13 protein-coding genes are annotated in these 21,600 nt (G+C 55.0%); 6 read left to right on the forward strand and 7 right to left on the reverse strand.

Going from position 1 to position 21,600, the window contains the following annotated elements:
* Window positions 1-702 precede the first annotated feature (702 nt).
* Both H6G53_RS00780 and H6G53_RS00785 read right to left on the reverse strand, forming a co-directional pair.
* Window positions 703-1,761, reverse strand: a complete 1,059-nt coding sequence (locus H6G53_RS00780; protein WP_099531952.1) for an ABC transporter substrate-binding protein — start codon at window positions 1,759-1,761, stop codon at window positions 703-705.
* A 162-nt stretch (window positions 1,762-1,923) separates the two neighbouring features.
* Window positions 1,924-3,774 carry an SLC13 family permease gene (locus H6G53_RS00785; RefSeq protein WP_190529630.1) on the reverse strand — a complete coding sequence of 617 codons (1,851 nt, stop codon included), beginning with the start codon at window positions 3,772-3,774 and terminating at the stop codon, window positions 1,924-1,926.
* A gap of 935 nt (window positions 3,775-4,709) precedes the next feature.
* Here H6G53_RS00785 and H6G53_RS00790 point away from each other — a divergent pair.
* Window positions 4,710-5,243 carry a nitrate reductase associated protein gene (locus H6G53_RS00790; protein ID WP_242030761.1) on the forward strand — a complete coding sequence of 178 codons (534 nt, stop codon included), beginning with the start codon at window positions 4,710-4,712 and terminating at the stop codon, window positions 5,241-5,243.
* A 197-nt stretch (window positions 5,244-5,440) separates the two neighbouring features.
* Here H6G53_RS00790 and ruvB read toward each other — a convergent pair whose 3' ends face one another.
* Both ruvB and H6G53_RS00800 read right to left on the reverse strand, forming a co-directional pair.
* On the reverse strand, window positions 5,441-6,622 hold the full coding sequence (gene ruvB, locus H6G53_RS00795) for a Holliday junction branch migration DNA helicase RuvB (RefSeq protein WP_242030760.1): 1,182 nt from the start codon (window positions 6,620-6,622) through the stop codon (window positions 5,441-5,443).
* A gap of 108 nt (window positions 6,623-6,730) precedes the next feature.
* On the reverse strand, window positions 6,731-7,270 hold the full coding sequence (locus H6G53_RS00800; RefSeq protein ID WP_190530618.1) for a hypothetical protein: 540 nt from the start codon (window positions 7,268-7,270) through the stop codon (window positions 6,731-6,733).
* 955 nt (window positions 7,271-8,225) lie between these two features.
* Here H6G53_RS00800 and hpsP point away from each other — a divergent pair.
* From hpsP to H6G53_RS00820, 4 genes are all read left to right on the forward strand, one after another.
* Window positions 8,226-9,392: a hormogonium polysaccharide biosynthesis glycosyltransferase HpsP gene (gene hpsP / locus H6G53_RS00805; RefSeq protein WP_190530758.1), complete on the forward strand. Its 1,167-nt coding sequence runs from the start codon at window positions 8,226-8,228 to the stop codon at window positions 9,390-9,392.
* A gap of 121 nt (window positions 9,393-9,513) precedes the next feature.
* Window positions 9,514-10,260 carry a dienelactone hydrolase family protein gene (locus H6G53_RS00810; RefSeq protein ID WP_190530619.1) on the forward strand — a complete coding sequence of 249 codons (747 nt, stop codon included), beginning with the start codon at window positions 9,514-9,516 and terminating at the stop codon, window positions 10,258-10,260.
* A 30-nt stretch (window positions 10,261-10,290) separates the two neighbouring features.
* Entirely contained in the window at window positions 10,291-11,412 is a 1,122-nt protein-coding gene (locus H6G53_RS00815) for a glycosyl transferase (protein WP_190530620.1), read from the forward strand.
* Between the two features lie 960 nt (window positions 11,413-12,372).
* Entirely contained in the window at window positions 12,373-17,064 is a 4,692-nt protein-coding gene (locus tag H6G53_RS00820; RefSeq protein ID WP_190530621.1) for a PAS domain S-box protein, read from the forward strand.
* On the opposite strand, the gene H6G53_RS00825 is transcribed toward H6G53_RS00820, so the two are convergent.
* Window positions 17,057-18,778 (reverse strand): iron ABC transporter permease, encoded by a 1,722-nt coding sequence (locus H6G53_RS00825; RefSeq protein WP_190530622.1) that lies wholly within the window; start codon window positions 18,776-18,778, stop codon window positions 17,057-17,059. The two genes, H6G53_RS00820 and H6G53_RS00825, sit on opposite strands and share 8 nt — an antisense overlap.
* A 361-nt stretch (window positions 18,779-19,139) precedes the next feature.
* Entirely contained in the window at window positions 19,140-19,346 is a 207-nt protein-coding gene (locus tag H6G53_RS00830; RefSeq protein WP_190530623.1) for a hypothetical protein, read from the reverse strand.
* Between the two features lie 111 nt (window positions 19,347-19,457).
* Here H6G53_RS00830 and dacB point away from each other — a divergent pair, with 111 nt between their 5' ends.
* Window positions 19,458-20,702, forward strand: coding sequence for a D-alanyl-D-alanine carboxypeptidase/D-alanyl-D-alanine-endopeptidase (gene dacB, locus H6G53_RS00835; RefSeq protein ID WP_190530624.1), 1,245 nt, complete (start codon window positions 19,458-19,460; stop codon window positions 20,700-20,702).
* A 166-nt stretch (window positions 20,703-20,868) separates the two neighbouring features.
* On the opposite strand, the gene H6G53_RS00840 is transcribed toward dacB, so the two are convergent.
* Window positions 20,869-21,144 carry an HU family DNA-binding protein gene (locus H6G53_RS00840; protein WP_099531963.1) on the reverse strand — a complete coding sequence of 92 codons (276 nt, stop codon included), beginning with the start codon at window positions 21,142-21,144 and terminating at the stop codon, window positions 20,869-20,871.
* Between the last annotated feature and the right edge of the window lie 456 nt (window positions 21,145-21,600).

Raw genomic sequence — 21,600 nt, forward strand, 5'->3', positions numbered from 1 at the left:
CCCTTGACTGTTCAATCTTCCTGCTTCAAAATCCGCAGAAAAATCAAACAACATCATCAAGATTTCACAAAAAATGGTCTGTAATTTTCCACAGAATTTCAAAATTGCAGTTAACAATCATCTTTAAGGTTCTAACAAGATCCACCCAATTTCAATGAGCTTTTATGATCGAACCTAGTCTCAGGCTGAAAGATCTTGACCCAAGCGCATAAAATTACACTGACATTAAGCTTGAGATTTCAAGATTGATATGCAAAAGAGTGCCCTCAACATATCCTGGCTAAGCCATTGCCGCTCAAGAAGGGCAAAGCCAAGCAGATTAATCAAAGTAAAATTAATCACCAACCTTCTACGTAGAAACTCCTGCGATTGAACATAAATTCCTCGCTAGTCGCCTTGAATGGGCCGCCCTGAATAGGTCACACCGTTAGCGTGAGCAGGTCTGAGCACAACTGAACGCAACTGAACACAACCCAGCCAGTCGAGCCAACCCAGCAAACCGAACAAGAACCCGCTGCCAGAACCTGAGCAGGTTCTCTGTCGGCCCACATCGCCAGCCTAAATACCTGCCCAAGATTCGACAAAACACCCAAAATTACAACCCAAAATTACAAAATTAAAGGGGTTCAGGGGCCGTGACTTGGATCCCCTAAACCCCAACTGAATTTCCTGATTGCTCAAGCCCCCAATGACTCAGCCAGCCTATTGGTAGTAGTGGTTGGTGGCGTGGGCGAAGTCCTTATACACCTTGGGGAGATCAACGCCATATTGCTTGAGCCGCGACTCCCGCATATACATCACGAAATTTTGGCTTTTCGTGCTGGGAATTTCGCTGGGACGACGATGATTTTCCAAGATTTCCGTTGTCATTTTGCCGGCCACTTCTCCCATCTCATAGGGCGAAATCCCAACCGCCAACATGCCGCCATCATCCACATAAAATCCCCAACATCCGATATCAGGAATTGGTGAGTTCTCGATCGTCCACTTCATCACTTCCTTCGGCGACACCACCGTATCATCGGTACTGGAGCGACGCAGCGTGTGGTAGTGCGTGATCAGCAAAAAGTCAGCAATTTTGCCGGAATTCTTGATAAATTGCTTCCACTCTTCAAAGGTGGCCACTTTTCGGTGTTCGATCAGGTCGATCGGTCGCCAGTCAAAATCTGCCATTTCTTGGTGAATGGCTTCCGATGTTTCCGAGTCATCGGAATAGTGAACAATGCGACGGCGATCGGGTGGCAAAATTTGCAGAAAAATCTCTTTCAAGGAAAGGAAGGGAATTCGCTCCAAAATGCCCGTCACATTGCTGGCTTTGTCAAATCCGTAGGCGCTGGCTTCCGCATTCACCCCGCTGTAGACGATATCAATCTTGGGGTGATTATTGAAATACTTGGCGACAAACTCTTGAGCATTATCATCGATCGAAATAATCACATTTGGTTCCCAGCGCTCAATAAGCCGCCGAGCCAATTGCCCTGCCTTCTCCTTGTAAGCCGCGCCAGGATTCCGCTTCGTATCCATGTAGTGATACTGAATCGAGTAAGGCTTCTTATCCAGAGTCCAGCTTAGCCCCACATTAATGTCCTTCGTCCAGGCAAAGTCCGTGGCATAGCTGCTCAGCACCAATACACGCGGCTTACTGGAATTGCTGAAGGCAAAGAACACCAAGGCGCAAATCAAAAAGAAAATAATGGGCAATTTTTGAAGCTGCTTGCCCCAGCGGTTAACGTTAGAAAGCTTCCAGGTAAATCGTGACATGGCTAGAGAATGAGTGGAGAAGTGGGTCGGTCTTAAGCTGTCATCGCTTTGAGAGCAAAGATTTGAGAGCAAAGATTTGAGAGAAAAGATTTGAGAGAAAAGATCAGATGAATGCTCGTTTAGGAGTCTCTCAAAGTTGATTTCATGGTCTTCAGCAACGATTTAGAGAATTCCAAGGGTGCGGAAATATCCCAATGATAAATAGATTGAAAAGAAGCGAATCAGCGTTGCCAGGAAATTGCCTCGTAAAATTAAACGCTCATTAAAAAGTTGCTGTTTGTCCAATAGCTCCTGAAATTGTAGGTAGTAGGAACATTGGTAAGGAAAAAACCAGGCATCGCTGATATTTAGGATAATCGCTCCCACAATCCAAGGATTTACCCCGTTGCTTTCTGCCATCGGGATTAATATTGTGGCAAAAATTGCCACGGCCGTCGTGTTGGGGATCACAAACCGCACAGCCAAAATTGTCAGGCTCAATAAAAAGATAAAAAGGGGAAAGTTGGACTTCATAGAATCGCTGAGCCAAGTCAGATACCCACCAAAGTGCGTGTCGAGACCTAAGTAGGACATGGCTTCTGCAATTCCGACCAAGCTGCCTAATAGGATTAAAAATGGCCAGTCGATTTGGGTGCGAAATTCATTTTTTTTCAGAATCCCCAGCGATAGCACCAGAAATAGAACCCCCAAACCAATCCAGGGCAATTGGATTTTGTGAATGGATGCGGTGACAATTCCCAGCAACAACACGATCGTGCTGACCAGCGAAATCCACTCTTGGCTGCTTAAGGGCCCTAGGGTTTCCACCTGAGCTTCCACCTGTTGTTGGGAAATTTCAAAGGCTTGATTATTACTAAACAGGAATTTTGTGGAGATAAAATACAGCACTAGGGTCACGATCCCCACCACCAAACTCGCCTGCAACCAATAAACCCAACTAAATTGTTGTTGAACCTGCAAAGGCAAGAGGCCATAGACTACAAAATTAGCCGACTTACTGCTTAGAAAAACATGGGAAAGCAGGCTAGCACCGCTAAAAGCAGCAAAGGCGAGATGGCTGGCAGCTTTGCCACCTGGTTTGACTCCTGTGGCATCAATGGTATCTGTCAAAATCGGTGACAACAGACCAATTCGACCATTAGCCGAGGGCAAAATGGGGGTCATTGCCAATCCGGTTAAAAATAAAGCGGTCGCGTACCAGCTTTCTGTTTTAGGAATGAATCGAGAGAGCCATAAAACTAGGCGATAGGTTAATCCTGATCCCATCAAAACAGCTCCCAATCCAAAGAGGCTGAGCGCCATAAAAAAGCTGCCCGATGCAAAGCCAGAAAGAATAACTTCACTGGGAGCAATGTCTAAAATTAGCAATGACAGAATGCAAAAAAGACCAGGAATAAATTCAGGAACCATCCCAAAAACCCACATCACAATGGTGGATGTGAGTACAATCAAAAACATTTGGGAATTCCAGTCAAATTCCGCAGTTTCCCTCAAAATCAAGTACAAAATACCGGGGATCACCACTGACAGAATCCAACCACAGGACTGAACCCAATCATTGCGCTTGAGCTGACTGATGGGCGATCGACTCTCCAGTTTTCGGTTAGGCTGTCCGCTGTAATGACTGAGCAGGGAAGCATAGAATCGATCGATGGTTGGAGTGCCAGCACCGGCCACCTTGGTAATAGCCTCGCGGGGCAAGGCGATCACTTCCGTGTTGTCAACCGCGATCGCGTCGGCCATGTAGTAGTCAGAGGAAACGGCCGCCTCTTCGCCCACAAAACCATGCTCCACCTCCGCAATGACACGCCCTCCAGCCCAAAGCTGCACTTTGCCCCGGCGCACAAAATAGAGGGTTAAGGCGGGGTTGCCTGACTGGAATAGGGCTTGGCCATTTTCCAAAAAATGCTCGACCGCATAGGGCACAACTCTCGCCAGTTCTTGTACAGAACAGTCAGAAAGAATAGGAGCGCGTCGCAACTCCTGCGCCATTTGCTTAAGATCGATCGCCATATGTTGATGTCCTGATCTGGAATTTCAATTGTAGGTCTGACCTATTAAAAAAAGGCAGTTTGATCAATTGCTTTGGGATACAGATTCAATTCTATCTTTCAGGCAACTTGCCAGCTATTGAGGAAATTGAATCAGCCAATTGAATAAACCATTGGTTTGTAGTTCAATTTCATTTCCAAAAGCTTGCTGCCAAAGGTAACAGCCCTCGCAATCCTGCTGAGCATCACTATCTTGAAAGTTATGATTCAACGCCAATAGTTGTACCAATAACTATTAGTGCCAGATTGGTTGGTGGCTAATTTTAAGGTTGTCTTGATTGTTGAGAACAGCGTCAGGGAATGACTCTCGACGATCAGCGGAGTAGGCCTGAGCCAAGCCACAATCGCCTGGTCATTCATACAACAGCCATCAATTCAACCCGGTCAAAATAAACACAGAGCGCGGAGTTCATCGATCAAGTCCGTGGTTTTGACTACGGATCAGGAATGATTTAATACAGGCTTCTCTGTGTTTTCCCTAAAGCCACTGTTTGGACAAACATTTGACAGGGGTGAGTTGATGAATTGGCTCGATCGTGGGGGCGATCGGGTTGCTTAATCATCGTCAAAATGGATCAGGATGTTTAGGAACTGGCTGAAAGTCCCAAGAAATTCACATCTCAGGTTGGCAGCCCTGGTGAATTATTGCACCTTGGACTTGGTTTTTCAGGAGCATCTTTGGTGATCCCTTGAGATTGGTTAATAATTGGTTAAGGCAATGCTAGCGCAAAACTTCGCAGCCATCACCAATCGTTGATTAAATCCAGACAAGCCTGAAATTGCAGTCCCTGGTCAGAAATTTCAGAGAAAGATCGTCGAAAATAGCAAGCTGCAATTTATGATTCCATGGGTCAGAACTATCTTGAGAACATCAAGAACAGAGTATTCAGGGTTCCTATGGGTTTTGAGTCAGTCACGAAACATTCAGCAACCAATTCACCCACAATGGCCGATCGCCCAACAATCGTTTCGGAAGCCTCACCTTTTTTCCAGTTTGAGCAAGACTTCATCACTGGGTTACGGTGCATCCCCATGGTGGTTCGCTACCGGCTCGATCGAGTCGGCATTAAACTCAAACTGCACCACTGGAACCAACTGTCCGAGGCCGATCGCTTGCGGTTAGTTTTGGCTCCTTGCGACACCTTGCCCGAGCAAGAAACCTATCGCCAGGAATTGCGCGAGTTGGTGGCAGCGCGATCGGGTGAAATTCCCAAAGATTTGCCCCTGGAAAACCCGTTTCCTTGGCTGAGTGCCGACGTGCCCGATTCAGTCGCAGCACAAGCAGCGCGGGTTGGAGTCACAGTGAGTCATCAACAGTGGCGATCGCTCAGTGAATTGCAGCGATTTGCGCTCATTAAACTCAGCCAGCCCGGCCACGAAAACCGCAACTTTTTGCCAGCGGTTCAAGAATTTGGCCTCCTGAACCCCTAACGGTTGCCAGCACTGCGGTGGGGCGTTTTGAGGATGCGATTACGCCTGCGATCAGCCGGGGCTGCCAAGGGGGTTTACCTGAGGCGTTGGGAGCTGGCCGATCGAAACGATCAAAAAGACTGAAAAAAGCTGCCCACAAGATTGTACTGACAGGATCTTGGGATCTAGGGCTGGGCAGCAAACCCATTTTCTATTCTCTAGTCCACTAGAGAGTCAAGAGACGCGGGGAGAAATTTAGAGTAGCCCAGGTGTTGCCAAGCGGCGGGGGTGGCCACGCGGCCGCGAGGGGTGCGCTGAAGGTAGCCAATCTGCATCAGATAGGGTTCATAGACCTCTTCGATCGTCTGGGCATCTTCCCCGGTGGCGGCTGCCAAGGTTTCCAGACCCACGGGGCCGCCGTTGAACTGCTCAATAATGGCGCTCAGGAGTCGGCGATCAGTCCAATCCAGCCCCCGAGGATCCACATTGAACAGTTCCAAGGCCGCCGCCGCGATCGCCCCGTCAATGGTTGTTTTGCCTTGGGTTTCCGCTCCTTTCACTTGCGCGTAGTCCCGCACCCGCCGCAACAGGCGGTTAGCAATCCGGGGTGTCCCGCGCGATCGCCGGGCAATTTCTGCGGCCCCGTCTGGCTCGATCGCCACCTGCAAAATCGTCGCCGTCCGCAACACAATCCGGGCCAGCTCCTCGGGTTCATAGAACCGCAACCGTTGAATCAGGCCAAAGCGATCGCGCAGGGGCGAACTGAGGGCCCCCACCTGGGTTGTCGCACCCACCAGGGTGAACTTGGGCAACGGGATCGATCGGGTGCGGGCGCTCTGGCCCTTGCCCACCGTCACATCCAGCCGAAAATCCTCCATCGCTGGATACAAAATTTCTTCAGTGACCCGGGGCAACCGGTGAATTTCATCCACAAACAACAAATCCCCCGGCTGCAAATTCACCAGCAGCCCGGCAATATCCCGAGGGCGCTCCAGAGCCGGTGCGGTCGTAATTTTGCAAGACACACCCATCTCGCCGGCCAGAATTAAAGCCATGGTGGTTTTGCCCAAGCCTGGCGGCCCATAGAGCAACAGGTGATCCAGCGGCTCCCGACGACCCTGGGCCGCTTGAATCGCAATGGTCAGCACGTCTTTTAAATCCTGCTGCCCCACATAGTCCGCTAGCCGTTGGGGGCGCACACGCTCATCGGGTCGATCGCCCTGAGGAGACTGGTGAGCGGGCTTGGCCGCATCTTGGTGAGCTTCCTCAGGCGTGGCCACCGGATCCAGCAGCGACGGCGAAACGGACGATCGCGGGGAATTCGATCGCCTAGCGGGCTTGCGGGGAGGCTGGGGATCAGGATTGCCGCCACCGGTTGACTTGGAAGAAATAATCGCCATGCCGTTGATATTAGCAATGGCATCCGCTCGGCCAAAATCGAAATGGCAAACCTCAGCGGAATTTGAGGGGAACCGCCAGCTTGAGTCCAGCAGCAGTTAGACCTTGGGTCAGACCTTACGGCGGAACGTGGCCCCGCGATATTTCAGCTCGATCGTTTGGTTAGCGGCTTCAACTTCTGGGGCTTCGGTGGTTTCGGAAGTGACTTCCTGCCGCTTTTTCGGCATTTTCAGCCCCCCACGATCGGGCAGATGCCAAATCACCCCGCGATATACCCGATCGGTTACCGCCAAATGGGGATGCCCCAAAATCGAATCATTCGCTGCATGGGCCGCCGCATTCGACGTATTAACCGCCGTTAATTCCGCCTCATCAGCCGCCACCGACGAATCCGCCAACTCCGCCCGATCGCCCAAGGCCGCCGACTCCAGCACCTCCACCGGCTCCGGAGACCGCAGACCATACCGCGCCACCCACCACACCGACAGCAACAGCAACACCTGAACTTCCCAGGGAGCCAAAACCAAGGCCACCAGAAAGCTCAAAATCGCCACACCATTCAGAATCAGCGACGGTTCATCCTGCCATCGTGGAGCCAGATAAACCGCAGCCACACAGATCAAAGTCGGCACCAAAAACCCAAGAGACATGGCTTACGCCTCAAAATAACTTGCCAGCTAGCCCGCATGATCAACAGAATCAGAATCAACATGCCCCTTTCAGAATGGGCAATGTGTATTTTTACTTAGTAATCTTTGCTGAATTGCAGCGAAATGATGGGGGGGAATCGCTCGTTATTTCGCCTGTATCATCATGCTGACTCAAAGTGTTACATCAACGAAGGTAACTTTGTCAGCATATTCGGTCTTATTACGCAGCATTTTTTAAGAAAGTGGTGAGTAAAAACTCCTGCTCACCAACTGTCCAGGATGACCCAGGGGCGATCGAAGCGGGTCAAGGAAGCCAAGATCAGCAGTCTTCAGGGGGGTTCAGCCTTGCCCTTGGCGCACACCCATCCTGTGGGCGAATTGTGCCGTTAGTATCAGCAACTGAGTCATGAAAACTGAGTCATGGAAACTGGTCTGAATCGCTGACTTTTAGAGAATCTTGACGAAGATGTCATTAAACATAGTTTAGATCAGTTATCTAGGCTACGAATGGGGTTGAAATAGGTCTGATTGCCATCAAATTCATCGAACGCCAAGCGGCAATTGAATAGACTGTGGGGTATTTTCGGCATCAATATCAATGTCAATATCGATGTCAGTGTCAACGTCGGCATCAACGACTGATTAAGAACCGCAACACAATCATGGGTCTGGACGGCCGATTGCCAGTGCCCGCCCCCGGTTGGACTTCGGTAGGCTAGGGTTGGAAAACCCGGTTTTGGCCAATCTTGCTGAAAACGGGTGCTGAACAGGGGTAAAGAACTGGATGAATGATTGAGATCATCATGATTCAGATGCCCCCTTCGATCGGGATCATTCGGGATCGTTAATCCACGGGCCCGACGCACCCAGGCCGTGCGACCCCGGCGATCGCATTCATCCCCCCGCTCTAATCGCCTCTTGCTGGAGTCCGCCTCTCATGACCGAATCACGCCCCTTGCGCCTGTTGCAAATTGTGCCATCCGTGTCCTTGGTCTATGGCGGGCCGAGCCAGATGGTGTTGGGGCTAAGCCAGGCCCTGGGCGCGGCGGGGGCGCAGGTGACGCTGCTAACCACCGACAGCAATGGGGATGCGGGGCAGGCTCCGTTGGATGTGCCGATCGCCCAGCCCGTGTCGGAAAAGGACTACAAAATCTATTACTTTCGCTGTGCCCCCTGGCGACGCTATAAGTTCTCGATCGGGCTGTTGTGGTGGCTCTGGCGACACGCACCGGAATACGACGTGGCCCACATCCATGCCCTGTTTTCGCCCATCAGCACCATGGCATCGATCGTCTGTCGGTGGCGCAAGTTGCCCTACGTGCTGCGGCCCCTCGGCACGCTGGATCCGCTGGATTTGCGGAAAAAGGCAAAGTTGAAATGGTGGTATGGGCGGCTGCTGGAGCGGCGCAATTTAGCCAAGGCCGCTGCTGTTCACTTCACCAGTGCGGAGGAGTGCAAAATCTCTGAACGGTTTGGGGCCATTTCCCGCGATTGGGTGATTCCCTTGGGGGTTCCGTTGCCGCCGCTCCGTGAACAACCCATGGCGCAACCGACCAAGGAAGCGGGGCCGATGGTGCTGTTTATGTCACGGCTCGATCGCAAAAAAGGATTGGATATTGTGATTCCGGCGCTGGAAACGCTGGCTGTGTCGGGGCTGCCCTTTCGGTTTGTGTTGGCGGGGGCCAATGTACAGGATCCAGACTATGAACAATCGATTTCAGACTATTTGAACCGATCGCACCTGAGCGATCGCACGGAAATTGTGGGCTTCGTGACCGGGGAACAGAAGCGATCGCTCCTGGCCCAAGCCGATTTATTTGTGTTGCCGTCATACTATGAAAACTTCGGAATTGCGGTGGCTGAAGCGATGGCCGCCGGAGTGCCGGTGGTGATTTCCGATCAGGTGCATATCTGGCCCGATGTGGCCGACACCCGATCGGGCTGGGTTTGCACTTGCGACGTATCTTCCTTTGCCGGGGCCGTGCGCGAGGCATTAACCCAACCCACCGAACGACAACAGCGCGGCCAAAACGCCCGACGCTGTGCGGGCGATCGCTACAGTTGGTCAGCCATTGCCCAGCAATTAATCGCCGCTTACGGCGAAATTCGCCGAACCCGGTAGACTGAAACGGAAGTTCATGAAAGTTCGCGGAAGTTCATCGCATCGATGATCGCAGTCCCGATCGCGGTCACAATTGCAGACGATCGCGGCGATGTAATGACTCCGTTGCCAGGTTGCGCCTATGGTTCTTGAAATTTGCCGCGAAGTCACCATCATTCCCCCCCAGGAGCCTGGCTTAGGGATTGACCTACAGGGCTACCTAGCACGCCCTCGGGCCGCCGGTTCCTATCCGGTGATCGTGGTTCTTCAAGAAGTGTTTGGGGTGAACGATCACATTCGAGATCTCTGCGATCGCCTGGCAGGATGTGGTTATGTGGCGATCGCCCCCGCCCTGTTTCAGCGCACCGCTCCGGGCTTTGCCGTGGGCTACAGCGCCGAAGAGCTAGCCCTCGGCCGACAACACAAGGACTTAACCAAGGCGGATCAACTGCTGGCGGATATCCAAGCCGCGATCGCCTTTGCCCAAAAACAACCCAACGCCAAAACCGGAGCCGTGGGCTGCATCGGCTTTTGTTTTGGGGGCCATGTGGCCTATTTGGCGGCCACCCTGCCCCAAGTCGCCGTCACCGCTGCGTTCTATGGCGCAGGGATCCCCACCTTCTGTCCCGGGGGCGGCGAGCCAACCGTCACCCGCACTTCCCAAATTCACGGTAAGCTCTGGTTTTTCGCAGGCTTGGCCGATCCGCTGATTCCCATTGACCAGCTCGATCGCCTAGAGGCGGCCCTCGTGACCCACGGGCGCAACTTCCGCATCTTCCGTTACCGCGACGCAGACCATGGATTCTTCTGCGATCGGCGATCGAGCTACCATCCAGCGGCCGCCGCCGATGCCTGGGAAAAAGTGCAAACCCTGTTTCGAGACCTCTAGACCGGATTTCATGGCCCACCCCCCAGCCGCATGACCCGTCCCATTCTTTACGTTGCCATTACTGCCCATGGATTTGGCCATGCCACCCGAGCGGCTGCCCTAGTTGATACCCTGCAACGGCTGCGGCCTGACCTGTTGCCGATTTTGGTCACCACCGCCCCCCGTTGGCTCCTCGGTTCCTACATCAGCGGTGAATTTCTTTACCGGCCCAGGGCGCTGGATGTGGGTGTGGTGCAGCAAGATAGTTTGCAAATTGACCGGCAAACGACTCTGGAGCAACTCCAGGCTCTGCGATCGCGGGCGGCGGCCATTGTGGCGGCAGAGGTGGACTTCATCCGGCAAATGTCCGTCAAAAATGGGCGTGTGGCTCTGGTGTTGGCCGACTTGCCCCCCCTGGCGATCGACATTGCCCAGGCGGCGGGTCTGCCCTGCTGGGCGGTCGGTAACTTCGGCTGGGATTTCATTTACCGCGATTGGGGTGGCGAATTTGAGCAAGAGGCGGACTGGATTGCCGATCGCTTCCATCGGTGCGATCGCCTCTTTCGGTTGCCTTTTCACGAACCCATGGCCAGCTTTCCCCAACAAACCGATGTGGGTTTAACGGGCGGCGCACCCCGCTATGGTGCGGCGGAATTGCGCGATAAGTTGGGTTTACCAGATATCCCGCGCGATCGCACCGTTTTGCTCACCTTTGGCGGCCTGGGCTTGCAACAAATTCCCTACGAGCGGCTGCGGCAATTTCCCGACTGGCTCTTCATCACCTTTGACCGATCGGCCCCGGACTTGCCCAACCTATACCAAGTGCTCGACCCGATCGAACACCACGCGAGCGATCGCCCCTTTCGGCCCGTGGACTTTATGCCCCTTTGTGGGCGCATCGTTTCCAAACCCGGCTACGGAACCTTTGCCGAAGCCTGCCGCACAGGCCCAACCGTAGCTACCCTCACCCGCGATGGATTTGCCGAAGCTCCCATCTTGTTAGACCAAATTCAAGCCCAAACTTCCCACCAGATTTTGCAACCGACCGAATTTTTTGAGGGAGATTGGTCTTTTCTACAAGCAGCGCCCACGCCTTCCCAGCCCGGCCAGCGGTTTACCTTGGATGGCAATGAAACCATTGCCCAGGCAATTAGCGCAGTCCTTGAAACCTAGTAGCATGACAGGCTTAATATATTGGGTCAAAGTTGCGGAGCCAGTCGTGGTAACAAGGGGCTTAAGCCCCTTGCTGCCTAACGGTTTGGTGGCGATAACAGCCATGTAATTTAACTCAGCGAATTAAGGCAGCCACGCTACTAGTAAAGGCTTGAGGTCTAGAGGGAGGCTGCAAGCTCCACAACAGCGATCGCCCCACATTCCCACCCTGGAATTTCCAACTTGAACTCCTCAACCTGTTTGTTTCATGACAACGTGCCCATCCACAAATCGCTAGAATGACCAACGGCTGTTCGACGATTGGATTAGGCTAACCATTGGAGTTAGCAGCTCGACAGCTCTGGGGTGCTACCCCCCAAGGCCCATCCCATCGGTGCATCAAAATCGCAGACGAGCCTCATTTAATCAAAACGCTTCGTCAGGGATTTGTTAGGGTGCGATTAGGCGGTTATTTAGACTCAGGGTGGCCCCGACTGGGATCCAATCTCCTTAAGATTTGATCAATTCGATCCAGAATAGGGAATAGGGCGCTACTCGATTTCAGTCCCGACTTTGGGCTGCGATCGCTGAAACAAGAAACGGCAGCCCCCATGGGTCACCATCATTCAGACACTGCCCAGCCGAGTCGGCCAGCGCGAGGCAGCTCGTCAATGATTTGTCTGTGATGGCTGGTCTGCGATGGGTAGCCTGCGATGGGTAGCCTGCGATAGATAGTCTGCAATAGACGGTTTTCAATGGGTAGCCTGCGATAGATAGTGTGCGATCGACAGTCAGCAACGGATGGTTTCCAGCGGACAATCTGCAACAGACAATCTGCAATAGACAGTCTGCAACGAACAATCTGTGGCGGTTCCCATCAAGGCACAGAGACACATCGCCCGATCGCGGCCAAGACCCAAACCCAAATTCGGGCCGGTCATTCAGGGACGCATCCAGGGGTTTGAGTAGGAGGTAGCAAATTTGAAATTACGGCTCAAAACGCTGGTCATTGTTGGACTAGCGCTGCTCTGCTTAAACTTGGTGATGTTCACAACATCCTCCAATCTCCTGCTGGATGGCTATAGCCAGCTTGAGCGGCGTGAGGTGGAGCGCGATGTGCAGCGGGCCATCAGCGTCGTGATGGACAACGCCACGGATCTGGATGCGACGGCGCGGGACTATTCCGAATGGGACACCACCTACAGTTTTGTGGAAACCCATGATCCTGCCTATGAGCGATCGAACTTTGTCGATCGCACCTTCGACTACTTGCGGCTGAATGCTCTGATTTTGCTGGATCGATCGGGGAAGCCCCTCCTGCAACAGGGCTACAACCTGGAAAGTCGGCAGCGCGTGCCGATTCCCCGCAGCCTTTGGGAACACTTGCAACCGGGCAGCCCACTGCTCACCCACTCATCAACCACCAGCGCCGTTCATGGCCTGCTGCAATTGCCCGAGGGGCCGATGATGGTGGCGGCTCGCCCGATCGTCACCAGCGAGGCAGAGGGGCCGATTCGCGGAACCTTGTTGCTGGGGCGGTTTCTGGCTGGGCCGGAAATTGAACGGGTCAGCCGCTTAACACAACTCAACCTGAGCCTGCAAAGTTTGCATGGGATTGTGCAACCATCGAGTGCTTGGGCCAAGCTCCCGGCCAGTTCTGGCCGCCGGTCTTTGCTACCTTCAGCCCTTGCCAAGTTGCCCCTCGTTGCGCGATCGGCTCCTGACATCACGCCAGCACCGCAACAGTCCACAGCACAACAATCAACACCGCAGCAATCCGCACCAAAACCAGCTACGTCAATACCGTCAATACCTGAGCGATCGAAACCTGAACGATCAGAGCCTGAGCGATCGAAATCATCAGCGCTGGCTCAGCCCACTGAACAAACTCAACCGCAATCAACCCGGCTGAGTGCTACGCCCTCAGAATCCATTCAACCCGAATCTACCCAACCCCAATCGCCTCAGTCGCCCAAAGTTGCCAGAATTTCCGCCGCGACAATGCCCCCTGCCGTCGACGATTCCCGATCGAACTCGAGAGCTGAGGGGCCGGAGGTTTTGCGCCACCGAGCGGTGAAGGCCCTGCTGTTGGGTACGGAAACGGTGGCGATCGAAACCCTTTCCGATAATCGCCTGGCCAGCTATGCCCTGTTGGACGATTTGTATGGGCAACCGGCTTGGTTAGTACGGGTTGAACTCGATCGCGCCATCTATAACCGAGGGCTAATTAGCCTTCGCTACACGCTGGTGCTGTTGGTGTTGGGGGGCTTAATTTTTGGGGCCATTACCCTGCTGCTGCTGGAGCGCTTGGTGTTGGCGCGGTTGATGCGGCTGAGTGAACAGGTCAGCGCGATCGGCACCAGCGGCAACCCGACTCAGCGGGTGGAGGTGATGCCCGGAACCGATGAGTTGTCGGAGTTGGCGGCTATTTTGAACGCCACGCTCGATCGCCTACAAGTGTCCCAGTCGGCCGTTTGCGCCGCCGAAGCCCAATACCGAAGCATCTTTGAAAACGCGATCGAGGGCATTTTCCAAACCACCCCCGATGGTCGCTACCTGAGCGCAAACCCGGCCTTGGCCCGCATCTATGGCTACAGCGGGCCCGATGTGCTGCTGCTGGCCCTGAATGCCACCCAAAATCTCTACGTCAACCCCAATCGCCGCAAGGAATTTGTTGAACAAATTCGCCAAAAGGGATCCCTTGCCAATTTTGAGTCGGAAGTTTACCGGGCCGATGGCCGCCGAATTTGGATTTCCGAATCGGCCCGGGCGGTTTACGACGAAGACGGTGAATTGCTCTATTACGAAGGCACAGTTGAAGACATCACGGAGCGCCGCCGATCGGAAGCCAGCCTGCGCACCCTGAAGGATCGACTGGAAGCGATTTTGGCCGCTGTGCCCGGCACGGTGTCGCGGGTGGGCCGCGACTTGCGTTACCTGGAAGTGAACCACCACTTGGCCGAAAGCTTTGGCCGCGCCCCGGAAGAATTTATTGGCCAAGACATCGGCTTTTTGGGCTATGGCCAAGAATTTCGGGAATTTGTGGCGGAATTTTTTGCTTCTCCGATCCAAGAGGCCACGCGCGAAGTGTCGCGACCGGTGGGCGATCGCATCGAAAGCTATTTGGTGGTGGCCCAAAAATACAACAATGACCAAGCGGCCTTTGTGCTGGGGATCGACATCACCGAACGCAAGGAAGCAGAACGGGCCGTGCGCGAAGCCGAAGAACGGTTCCGCAGCATTTTTGAAAACGCGATCGAGGGCATTTACCAAGCCCTGCCCGATGGTCGCTACTTGAGCGCAAACCCGGCCATGGCTCGCCTCTATGGCTATGAGTCACCAACCGCGCTGATCGAAGCGTTCGATCGCATGGGTGGGCCGCCCTACGTCCAGATCGATCGGGCACGGGAACTGCTGAACATGCTGGAGGCCAGCGGCAGCGTTTCCGGGTTTGAATCGGAAGTGTACCGAGCGGATGGGCAACATATTTGGATTTCGGAAAATGCTTCCGCCCTGCTCGATGATGCCGGGCGGCTGGTTTGTTATGAAGGGACGGTTGAGGACATCACCGATCGCAAACGGGCCCAGGAAACCCTGATGGAGCGATCGCGCCTTTCGATTTTGGAAGCGGAAGTGGGCGTGGCCCTTTGTCAACGGGGCGAACTCTCGGAAATTTTGCAAACCTGCGCCGAAATGATGGCCGGGCAACTGGATTGCAACCTGGCCCGCGTTTGGACGGTGGACTTAGATCCCACCTACTTGACCCTGCAAGCCCAGGTCAACCGCAACACCAACAATGCGCTGCACCTGGATATCCCCCTGCTCGATGATGCCCTGCGAGACAAAATCAGCCTGAGTACTCCGGAGCTGTCCACGGTGGCGGCCGTGGCTCGATCGCGCAATCCCCTATTCCGCAGTGAATGCGCCCTGATTCCCCATCAAGGCAGATCCCGCACAGAAGTACATTTTGCGGGCTTCCCGCTGGTGGTGGAGGATCGGCTGGTGGGTGCGTTGGCGCTCTATCGTGTGGAACCCTTCGCGGAAGCGGTGCAGGATGCCCTAGGTTGGTTGGCCAGCGCGATCGCCGTGGGGATTGACCGCGCCCAAGCCCGCCAGGAACTGACCACCCGCCGCGAGGCCCTGTTGTTTCAGTTGGCGGCCCAAATTCGCAACTCCCTGGATTTGGATACGGTGCTGGAATCGGCCGTCCAAGGCATCCGTAACCTGTTGGATACCGATCGCTGTCTTTTCGCTTGGTATATCACCGATGCAGGCGGCGGCATTCCGGCTTGGGATGTGGTGAACGAGTCCCGCACCCCAGCCGTGCCCAGCGCCCTCGGCCCCTATCACCATATCCACGCCAGCTACTTCCTTCAGCAGTTGATGTGGAGCAAATGTGTGCGGGCCGATGACGTGTCGCGTTTAGATAATCCCACCCTGCGGCAAATGATGGAGGATCGGGGCTATCGTTCCCTGCTGGCCTTACCGGTGCAGACCCGTTCCGGGGCGATCGGGGTGATTGAATGTGGCCAAAGTGCCCAGGTGCGCACTTGGAGTGAGCGGGAAGTGGAGCTGTTGCGGGCTGTGACCGACCAGCTATCCACCGCGATCGACCAAGCGGAACTCTATGCCAAGGCCCAGGTCACCGCTGTGCAGGCCCAAGATCAAGCCAAACGCCTCAGCACTGCCCTCCAAGAGCTGAAAACCGCCCAAACTCAGCTCATTCAGAACGAAAAAATGTCCAGCCTGGGGCAAATGGTGGCTGGGATTGCCCATGAAATCAATAACCCCACCACCTTCATCCATGGCAACCTGACCTATGCCCGCCGTTACACGCAAGAGTTGCTCTCGCTCATTCAGCACTACCGGGATAGCTATCCTGTGCCGACGGAAGCGGTGGCCAATTTCTCGCGGGACATTGACGTGGATTTCCTCTGTGATGATTTGCCCAAAACCCTGCAATCAATGCAGTTGGGAGCGGAACGAATTCGGCAAATTGTCGCTTCCTTGCGGAATTTCTCGCGATTGGATCAGGCGGAAATGAAGCCGGTGAACATCCACGAGGGCATCGAAAATACGCTGCTGATTTTGCAACATCGCTTCAAAGCCAATAGCAATTTCCCTGGCATTGAAGTGGAAAAACACTATGGTGATTTGCCGCTGGTGGTTTGCTACGCGGGGCAATTGAACCAGGTGTTCATGAATGTGATTAGCAATGCGATCGATGCCTTGGAAGACCGTTACGGGCGATCGCGTAATTTGCGAGCCCAAGCCTTGCGATCGGCCCAGGTGGAAGAAGCCTCTCTCGTGGCCGGCAGCGGCAACAACAGCAAGGTTTGGATCACTGACAACCTTGAGGATCGCCCCATTGCAACCTCGATCGTGATGCCCAGGCTGACGATCACCACGGAATTGATGTCCGGAGAGTGGGTGCGGATTCTGATTGCCGACAATGGCAACGGCATGAGCGATGAAGTGCGCTCTAAGCTATTCGATCCGTTCTTCACCACCAAGCCCGTGGGCCAAGGCACGGGGCTGGGCCTGTCCATTTCCTATCAAATTGTGGTGGAAAAACATCGCGGAACTCTTGATTGTCGGCCCGCAGAGGGGGGCGGCACGGAGTTCTTGATCGAAATCCCGATCGAACAGCCCGAGTGGAATGAGTCTACCTAAACTCGCTGGGTAGGCGACGGGGGCGCGATCGGGAAATTTGCCAACTCAACAGCGCCACCGGCACAATCCCCACTGCCACAATCGCCAAAGCGGGCCCCGCCGCATCCACAATCCGTTCATCGGAGGCCAACTGATAGGCCCGTACGGCCAGGGTGTCGAAATTAAACGGGCGCACAATCAGCGTGGCCGGTAACTCCTTCACCGTATCCACAAACACCAACAGCAAGGCCGTCAACAGCCCCCCGCGCAGCATGGGCACATGGACGCGCCACAACACGGCCCCCGGCGACAATCCGGCAATTCTGGCCGCCCCATCCAGGTTGGGCACAATCCGATCGAGGCTGGCTTCAATTGGGTTCAGGGCCAGGGCTAAAAACCTGACCCAATAGGCAAAAATCAAGGCCCCGATCGTGCCGCTCAGCAACAACCCCGAAGATGCGGCTCCCGCTTCCGGGGCGATCGCCAAAGGTTGCGTCGCCAACTGTTGATCAACCCAACCCACCGAAATCAAAACGCCCACGGCGGCCACGGATCCGGGAATCGCATAGCCCAGCGCCATGAGTTTCAGCAGGAACCGCATCAGGGGCCCCGAAACTACCCGCACCCCATACACGGCAGCTCCGGCAATGATTGCCGCCGTGACCGCCGCCAAGCTAGCGACTACGGCGGTGTTGCGCACGTAGAGCAGGAAGCTGGGATCCAGAAGACTATTGGGATTGCGAATTGCCATGCTGGCCAGCAGCAGGGCCGGCAACCCAAAGCCCAAAAGCAGCGGCAACCCACAAACCACCCAGGCCCCGATCGCCCGCAACCCACGGAGGGAGTAGGGTGCTTGCACCGCATAGGCCCCGCCCGATCGATAGCCAGCCCCACCGCGCGATCGTTGCTCCACCCACACCAACAACAACACCGCCCCCAACAGCAGGGCCGACAGTTGACAGGCCGCCGGGCGATCGCCCATGGCAAACCAGGTTCGATAAATACCCACCGCAAAGGTGTTAACGCTAAAAAATTCCACTGTGCCGTAATCGCCCAGGGCTTCCATCATCACCAAGGCAGCCCCTCCGGCGATCGCGGGCCGGGCCATGGGCAAAGCCACCCGCCAAAACCCCTGCCAGGGATTCAGTCCCAAGGTGCGGCCCGCCTCCAGCAGGCTGGCTGCTCCCTCCAGAAAGGCCACCCGCGCCAGCATATAAACGTAGGGATAGAGCACTAGGCCCATCATCAAAATGGCCCCGGGCAGCGATCGAATGGGGGGAAACCAATATTCACCGAATTTCCAGCCCGTGAGCGATCGCACCCAAGACTGAATGGGCCCATAAAAGTCCAGCAAATCCGTGTAGACATAAGCCAACAGATAGGCCGGGAAGGCCAAGGGCAACAGCAACAGCCATTCAAACCATCGCCGCCCGGGAAACTGAGTGGCCACCACCAGCCAAGCCGTCGCCACCCCCAGACCGATCGCCAGGCCCGCCGTCCCCACCGCCAGCCCCACCGAAGCCGACACATATTCCCCCAACACAGTGCGGGTGAGGTGGTTCCAGGTTTGGCCGCTGGCGCTCAGGGCGGCTGCAATTGAGGCCAGGAGCGGCACGCCCACCGCCACCGCCGCCAACACCGTTGCACAGATCCACAACCCTTCCGTGAAGCTGAAGGGGCGCAAACGGAAGCGATTAAAGTTCAGCGGCGGCCAGCGGCGATCGGCGACGGTCATGCCAAAAACCTGAGAATAACTTGCAATAAACCAGAAGCCATCCTACCATTGCACGCCAATTGCATTAGGTTGCATCGATCACGGGGGCTGGGTGGGGAGACCCCATCCCAACGACCAAATTGATCGCCCAAATTTTTCCAATAGTTCAGGATTTGCTGACGAACAGCCGAAGCGGCGATCCCCAAACCAGAATCGGGAAAAAGCTAGTGGTGATGGGAGTTTTCGGATGGTGAAGAGCCGGCTTAGGCGGGGATCGCCAGCCAGTTGATCCAGCTAGGCCACTGGCCGAGGTCTGATATTCTTGAGGGCAATTTGTGCTGATGGGCCATCACGAGCCTGATGACCTCAGATTTGCTGAGGGTTAGCGCCATGCGGCCAAGGCCGTTGGACGATCGCCGCGACTCACACCCGTTTTTGCGATCGCCCTAGTCGCTAAGTCCTCGGAGTTGCCATCCGAGTCAATGGGCTTGTCCTGAGTGCGATCGATTTCTGGGGTCACTGACCCGGCTCGATCGCGCCGTTCCTCTCCCAACGCCCAAGGGTACAGCCGTTGAACACGGCCGCCCATCACCGGTTGGATCCTTGTGGAACTGGTTCAGGTGTCCCGTCCCAATCCTGAGGATTGGATTGACTGTCAGGGATGTGCAGAACGGTCGTGCCTTTAAGGGAAATCCAACAGATGTCTGAGCAACCCCGATGGATCGCTGGTTTGGCTGGTTTGGGTTTGGCGTTGGGTGGTGGTTTGCTGACTGAACCAGCCCTGGCCAACTCCCAAGCAGCCACAACCGCTGAACCGGCTAGCGCTTCACAAACCGAGGCGATCGCGCCGCCACCAGCCCCCGCGCCTAACCCCTCAACGGATCCCGCGCGCGCGCCAAAACCGCTGTCTAAAACGCTGAATCCAGCTTCTGCAACGGAGTTGGTTCCCGGAACCACCGTCACCCGTAAACCGGGGATCGAGACCGAGTTGATCGAACCGGACTCGATCGAACCGGACTCGATCGAACCGGAAACCGCCAAGCAGGAACCGATCGAAACCGTGGAAGGCAAATCCCTGCTAGCCCAAACGCCTCGGGTTTGCAGCAACCAACTGGCCGGAGCCTTAAGCCGCATTATTGATGCGCCTGCTTTTCGATCGGCCCGCTGGGGGATTCGGGTAGAAACCCTGGCCGGGAACAACGTCCTGTTCGATCGCAACGGCATCCAAGCGTTGATTCCCGCCTCCAACATGAAATTGTTTGTGACGGCGGCGGCCCTGCAACTCTATGACGGTCAAACCCCGCTCAAGAACTCCAACCTGGGCACGTTGGTGCGCACCATCAACGTCAACAGCAACAATGGCTACGCCGATTCTCTGTTTCGATCGATTGGTGGCTCCGGGGCCGTGCAACGGGCCTTGGCTCCCTTGGGCGTTAATCGTGGCGAATATCGCATGAGTGACGGGTCTGGCCTCTCTCGCAGCAATGCTGTGCAGCCCCGTGCCTTTGTCCATTTATTGGAATCCATGACCGAAGCTAAGGGAAGCGACATCTTCCGCAGTTCCCTCCCGATCGCGGGTCAAACCGGCACGCTGCGCCGTCGTTTCCGCAACACACCGGTCCAAGGTCGTGTTTCCGCCAAAACCGGCACGCTCCGGGGAGTCCGGGCCCTATCGGGCTACATGGAACACCCGCTTTACAACACCTTGGTTTTTAGCGTGTTGGTCAATCAACCGGGCCAAGATGGCGACACCTTGGTTTCAGCGGTCGATCGAGTGGTGTTGACCCTCGCTCAGATGCGGCCCTGTGATGGGTGGGACACCGAAGCCAACCCCATGCTGGATCAGCCTACCGAACCCGACGGCACATTGCGGCCCCTGCTGCCTTGGTGGCGACCGGGTGTGCCCCGGCCCAATGCCCCCAGTTCATCGGAACTCACCCCCTAAGTAAAAAAACAGCCCTGGGCCTGGCGAAACCAGCTCGGGGCTTTCCTTTGCCAACAAAAGTTGAACAATTTAACAATCGAACAATGGTTAGGGGGTTGAGCCTGAGAGTTGGAATTTGCGCCTAGAATTTGCGCCTAGAGTTTGCGCCTAGAATTTGCGCCGAAAATTAAGGAGCAACCGACTCCTTGAACTGTTTGCCCGCTGAAAAGGCCGGAACCTTGGTGGCGGGGATTTTCAGTTTCGTGCCGGTCTTCGGGTTGCGACCCTCGCGGGCCTGGCGCTCGCGGCGCTCAAACGTACCAAACCCCACCAGGGTCACCTTTTCGCCCTCAGCCACGGCATCCATGATCACTTCAATGGCAGCGGTCAAGATGGCATCTGCTTCCTTTTTGGTGGTATTGACCTTTGCTGCAATTTGGTCAATCAGTTCGCCCTTGTTCATGGAAACGCCTCAAGTTCGGTATTTCCAGCGATTCTAGCCCGACAATTTTCGATGTGAAGTGAAAGTTTTGTAGCAACTTCGCGGGTTTGAGCCAGTTCCAGGGCAGCGCGTGATCCGCTGGCAGTCCGTTAAATCGCGGTTGACAATGGCGAAAGCCTTTATTTCACAAGCCTTTCTCGGTTCTGCGGGCCTGAGTAACGATTAGACATTAAGGATCAAAAATCGTTGCGATCGCCCGCCTAGATACCTTTTGCCCCCCTGAGACCCGGTTTGGGTGTTGTTACAAAATTTTATAAACCCTCTTCATAAACCCTCCCGATCGGGATGTATTGTCACCCCATCAACCTTCAGACCCCACCAACCAACCTCGCCCGATCCCAAGCGGAGTCATGGCCCATAGGATGGGCCGTCCTTGCCTATACTGTCTTCTACCCCTTTTGCTCCCTGTGCTCTTGC

Origin of the sequence: Limnothrix sp. FACHB-406, from assembly GCF_014698235.1 — a bacterium.
Taxonomy (GTDB): domain Bacteria; phylum Cyanobacteriota; class Cyanobacteriia; order CACIAM-69d; family CACIAM-69d; genus CACIAM-69d.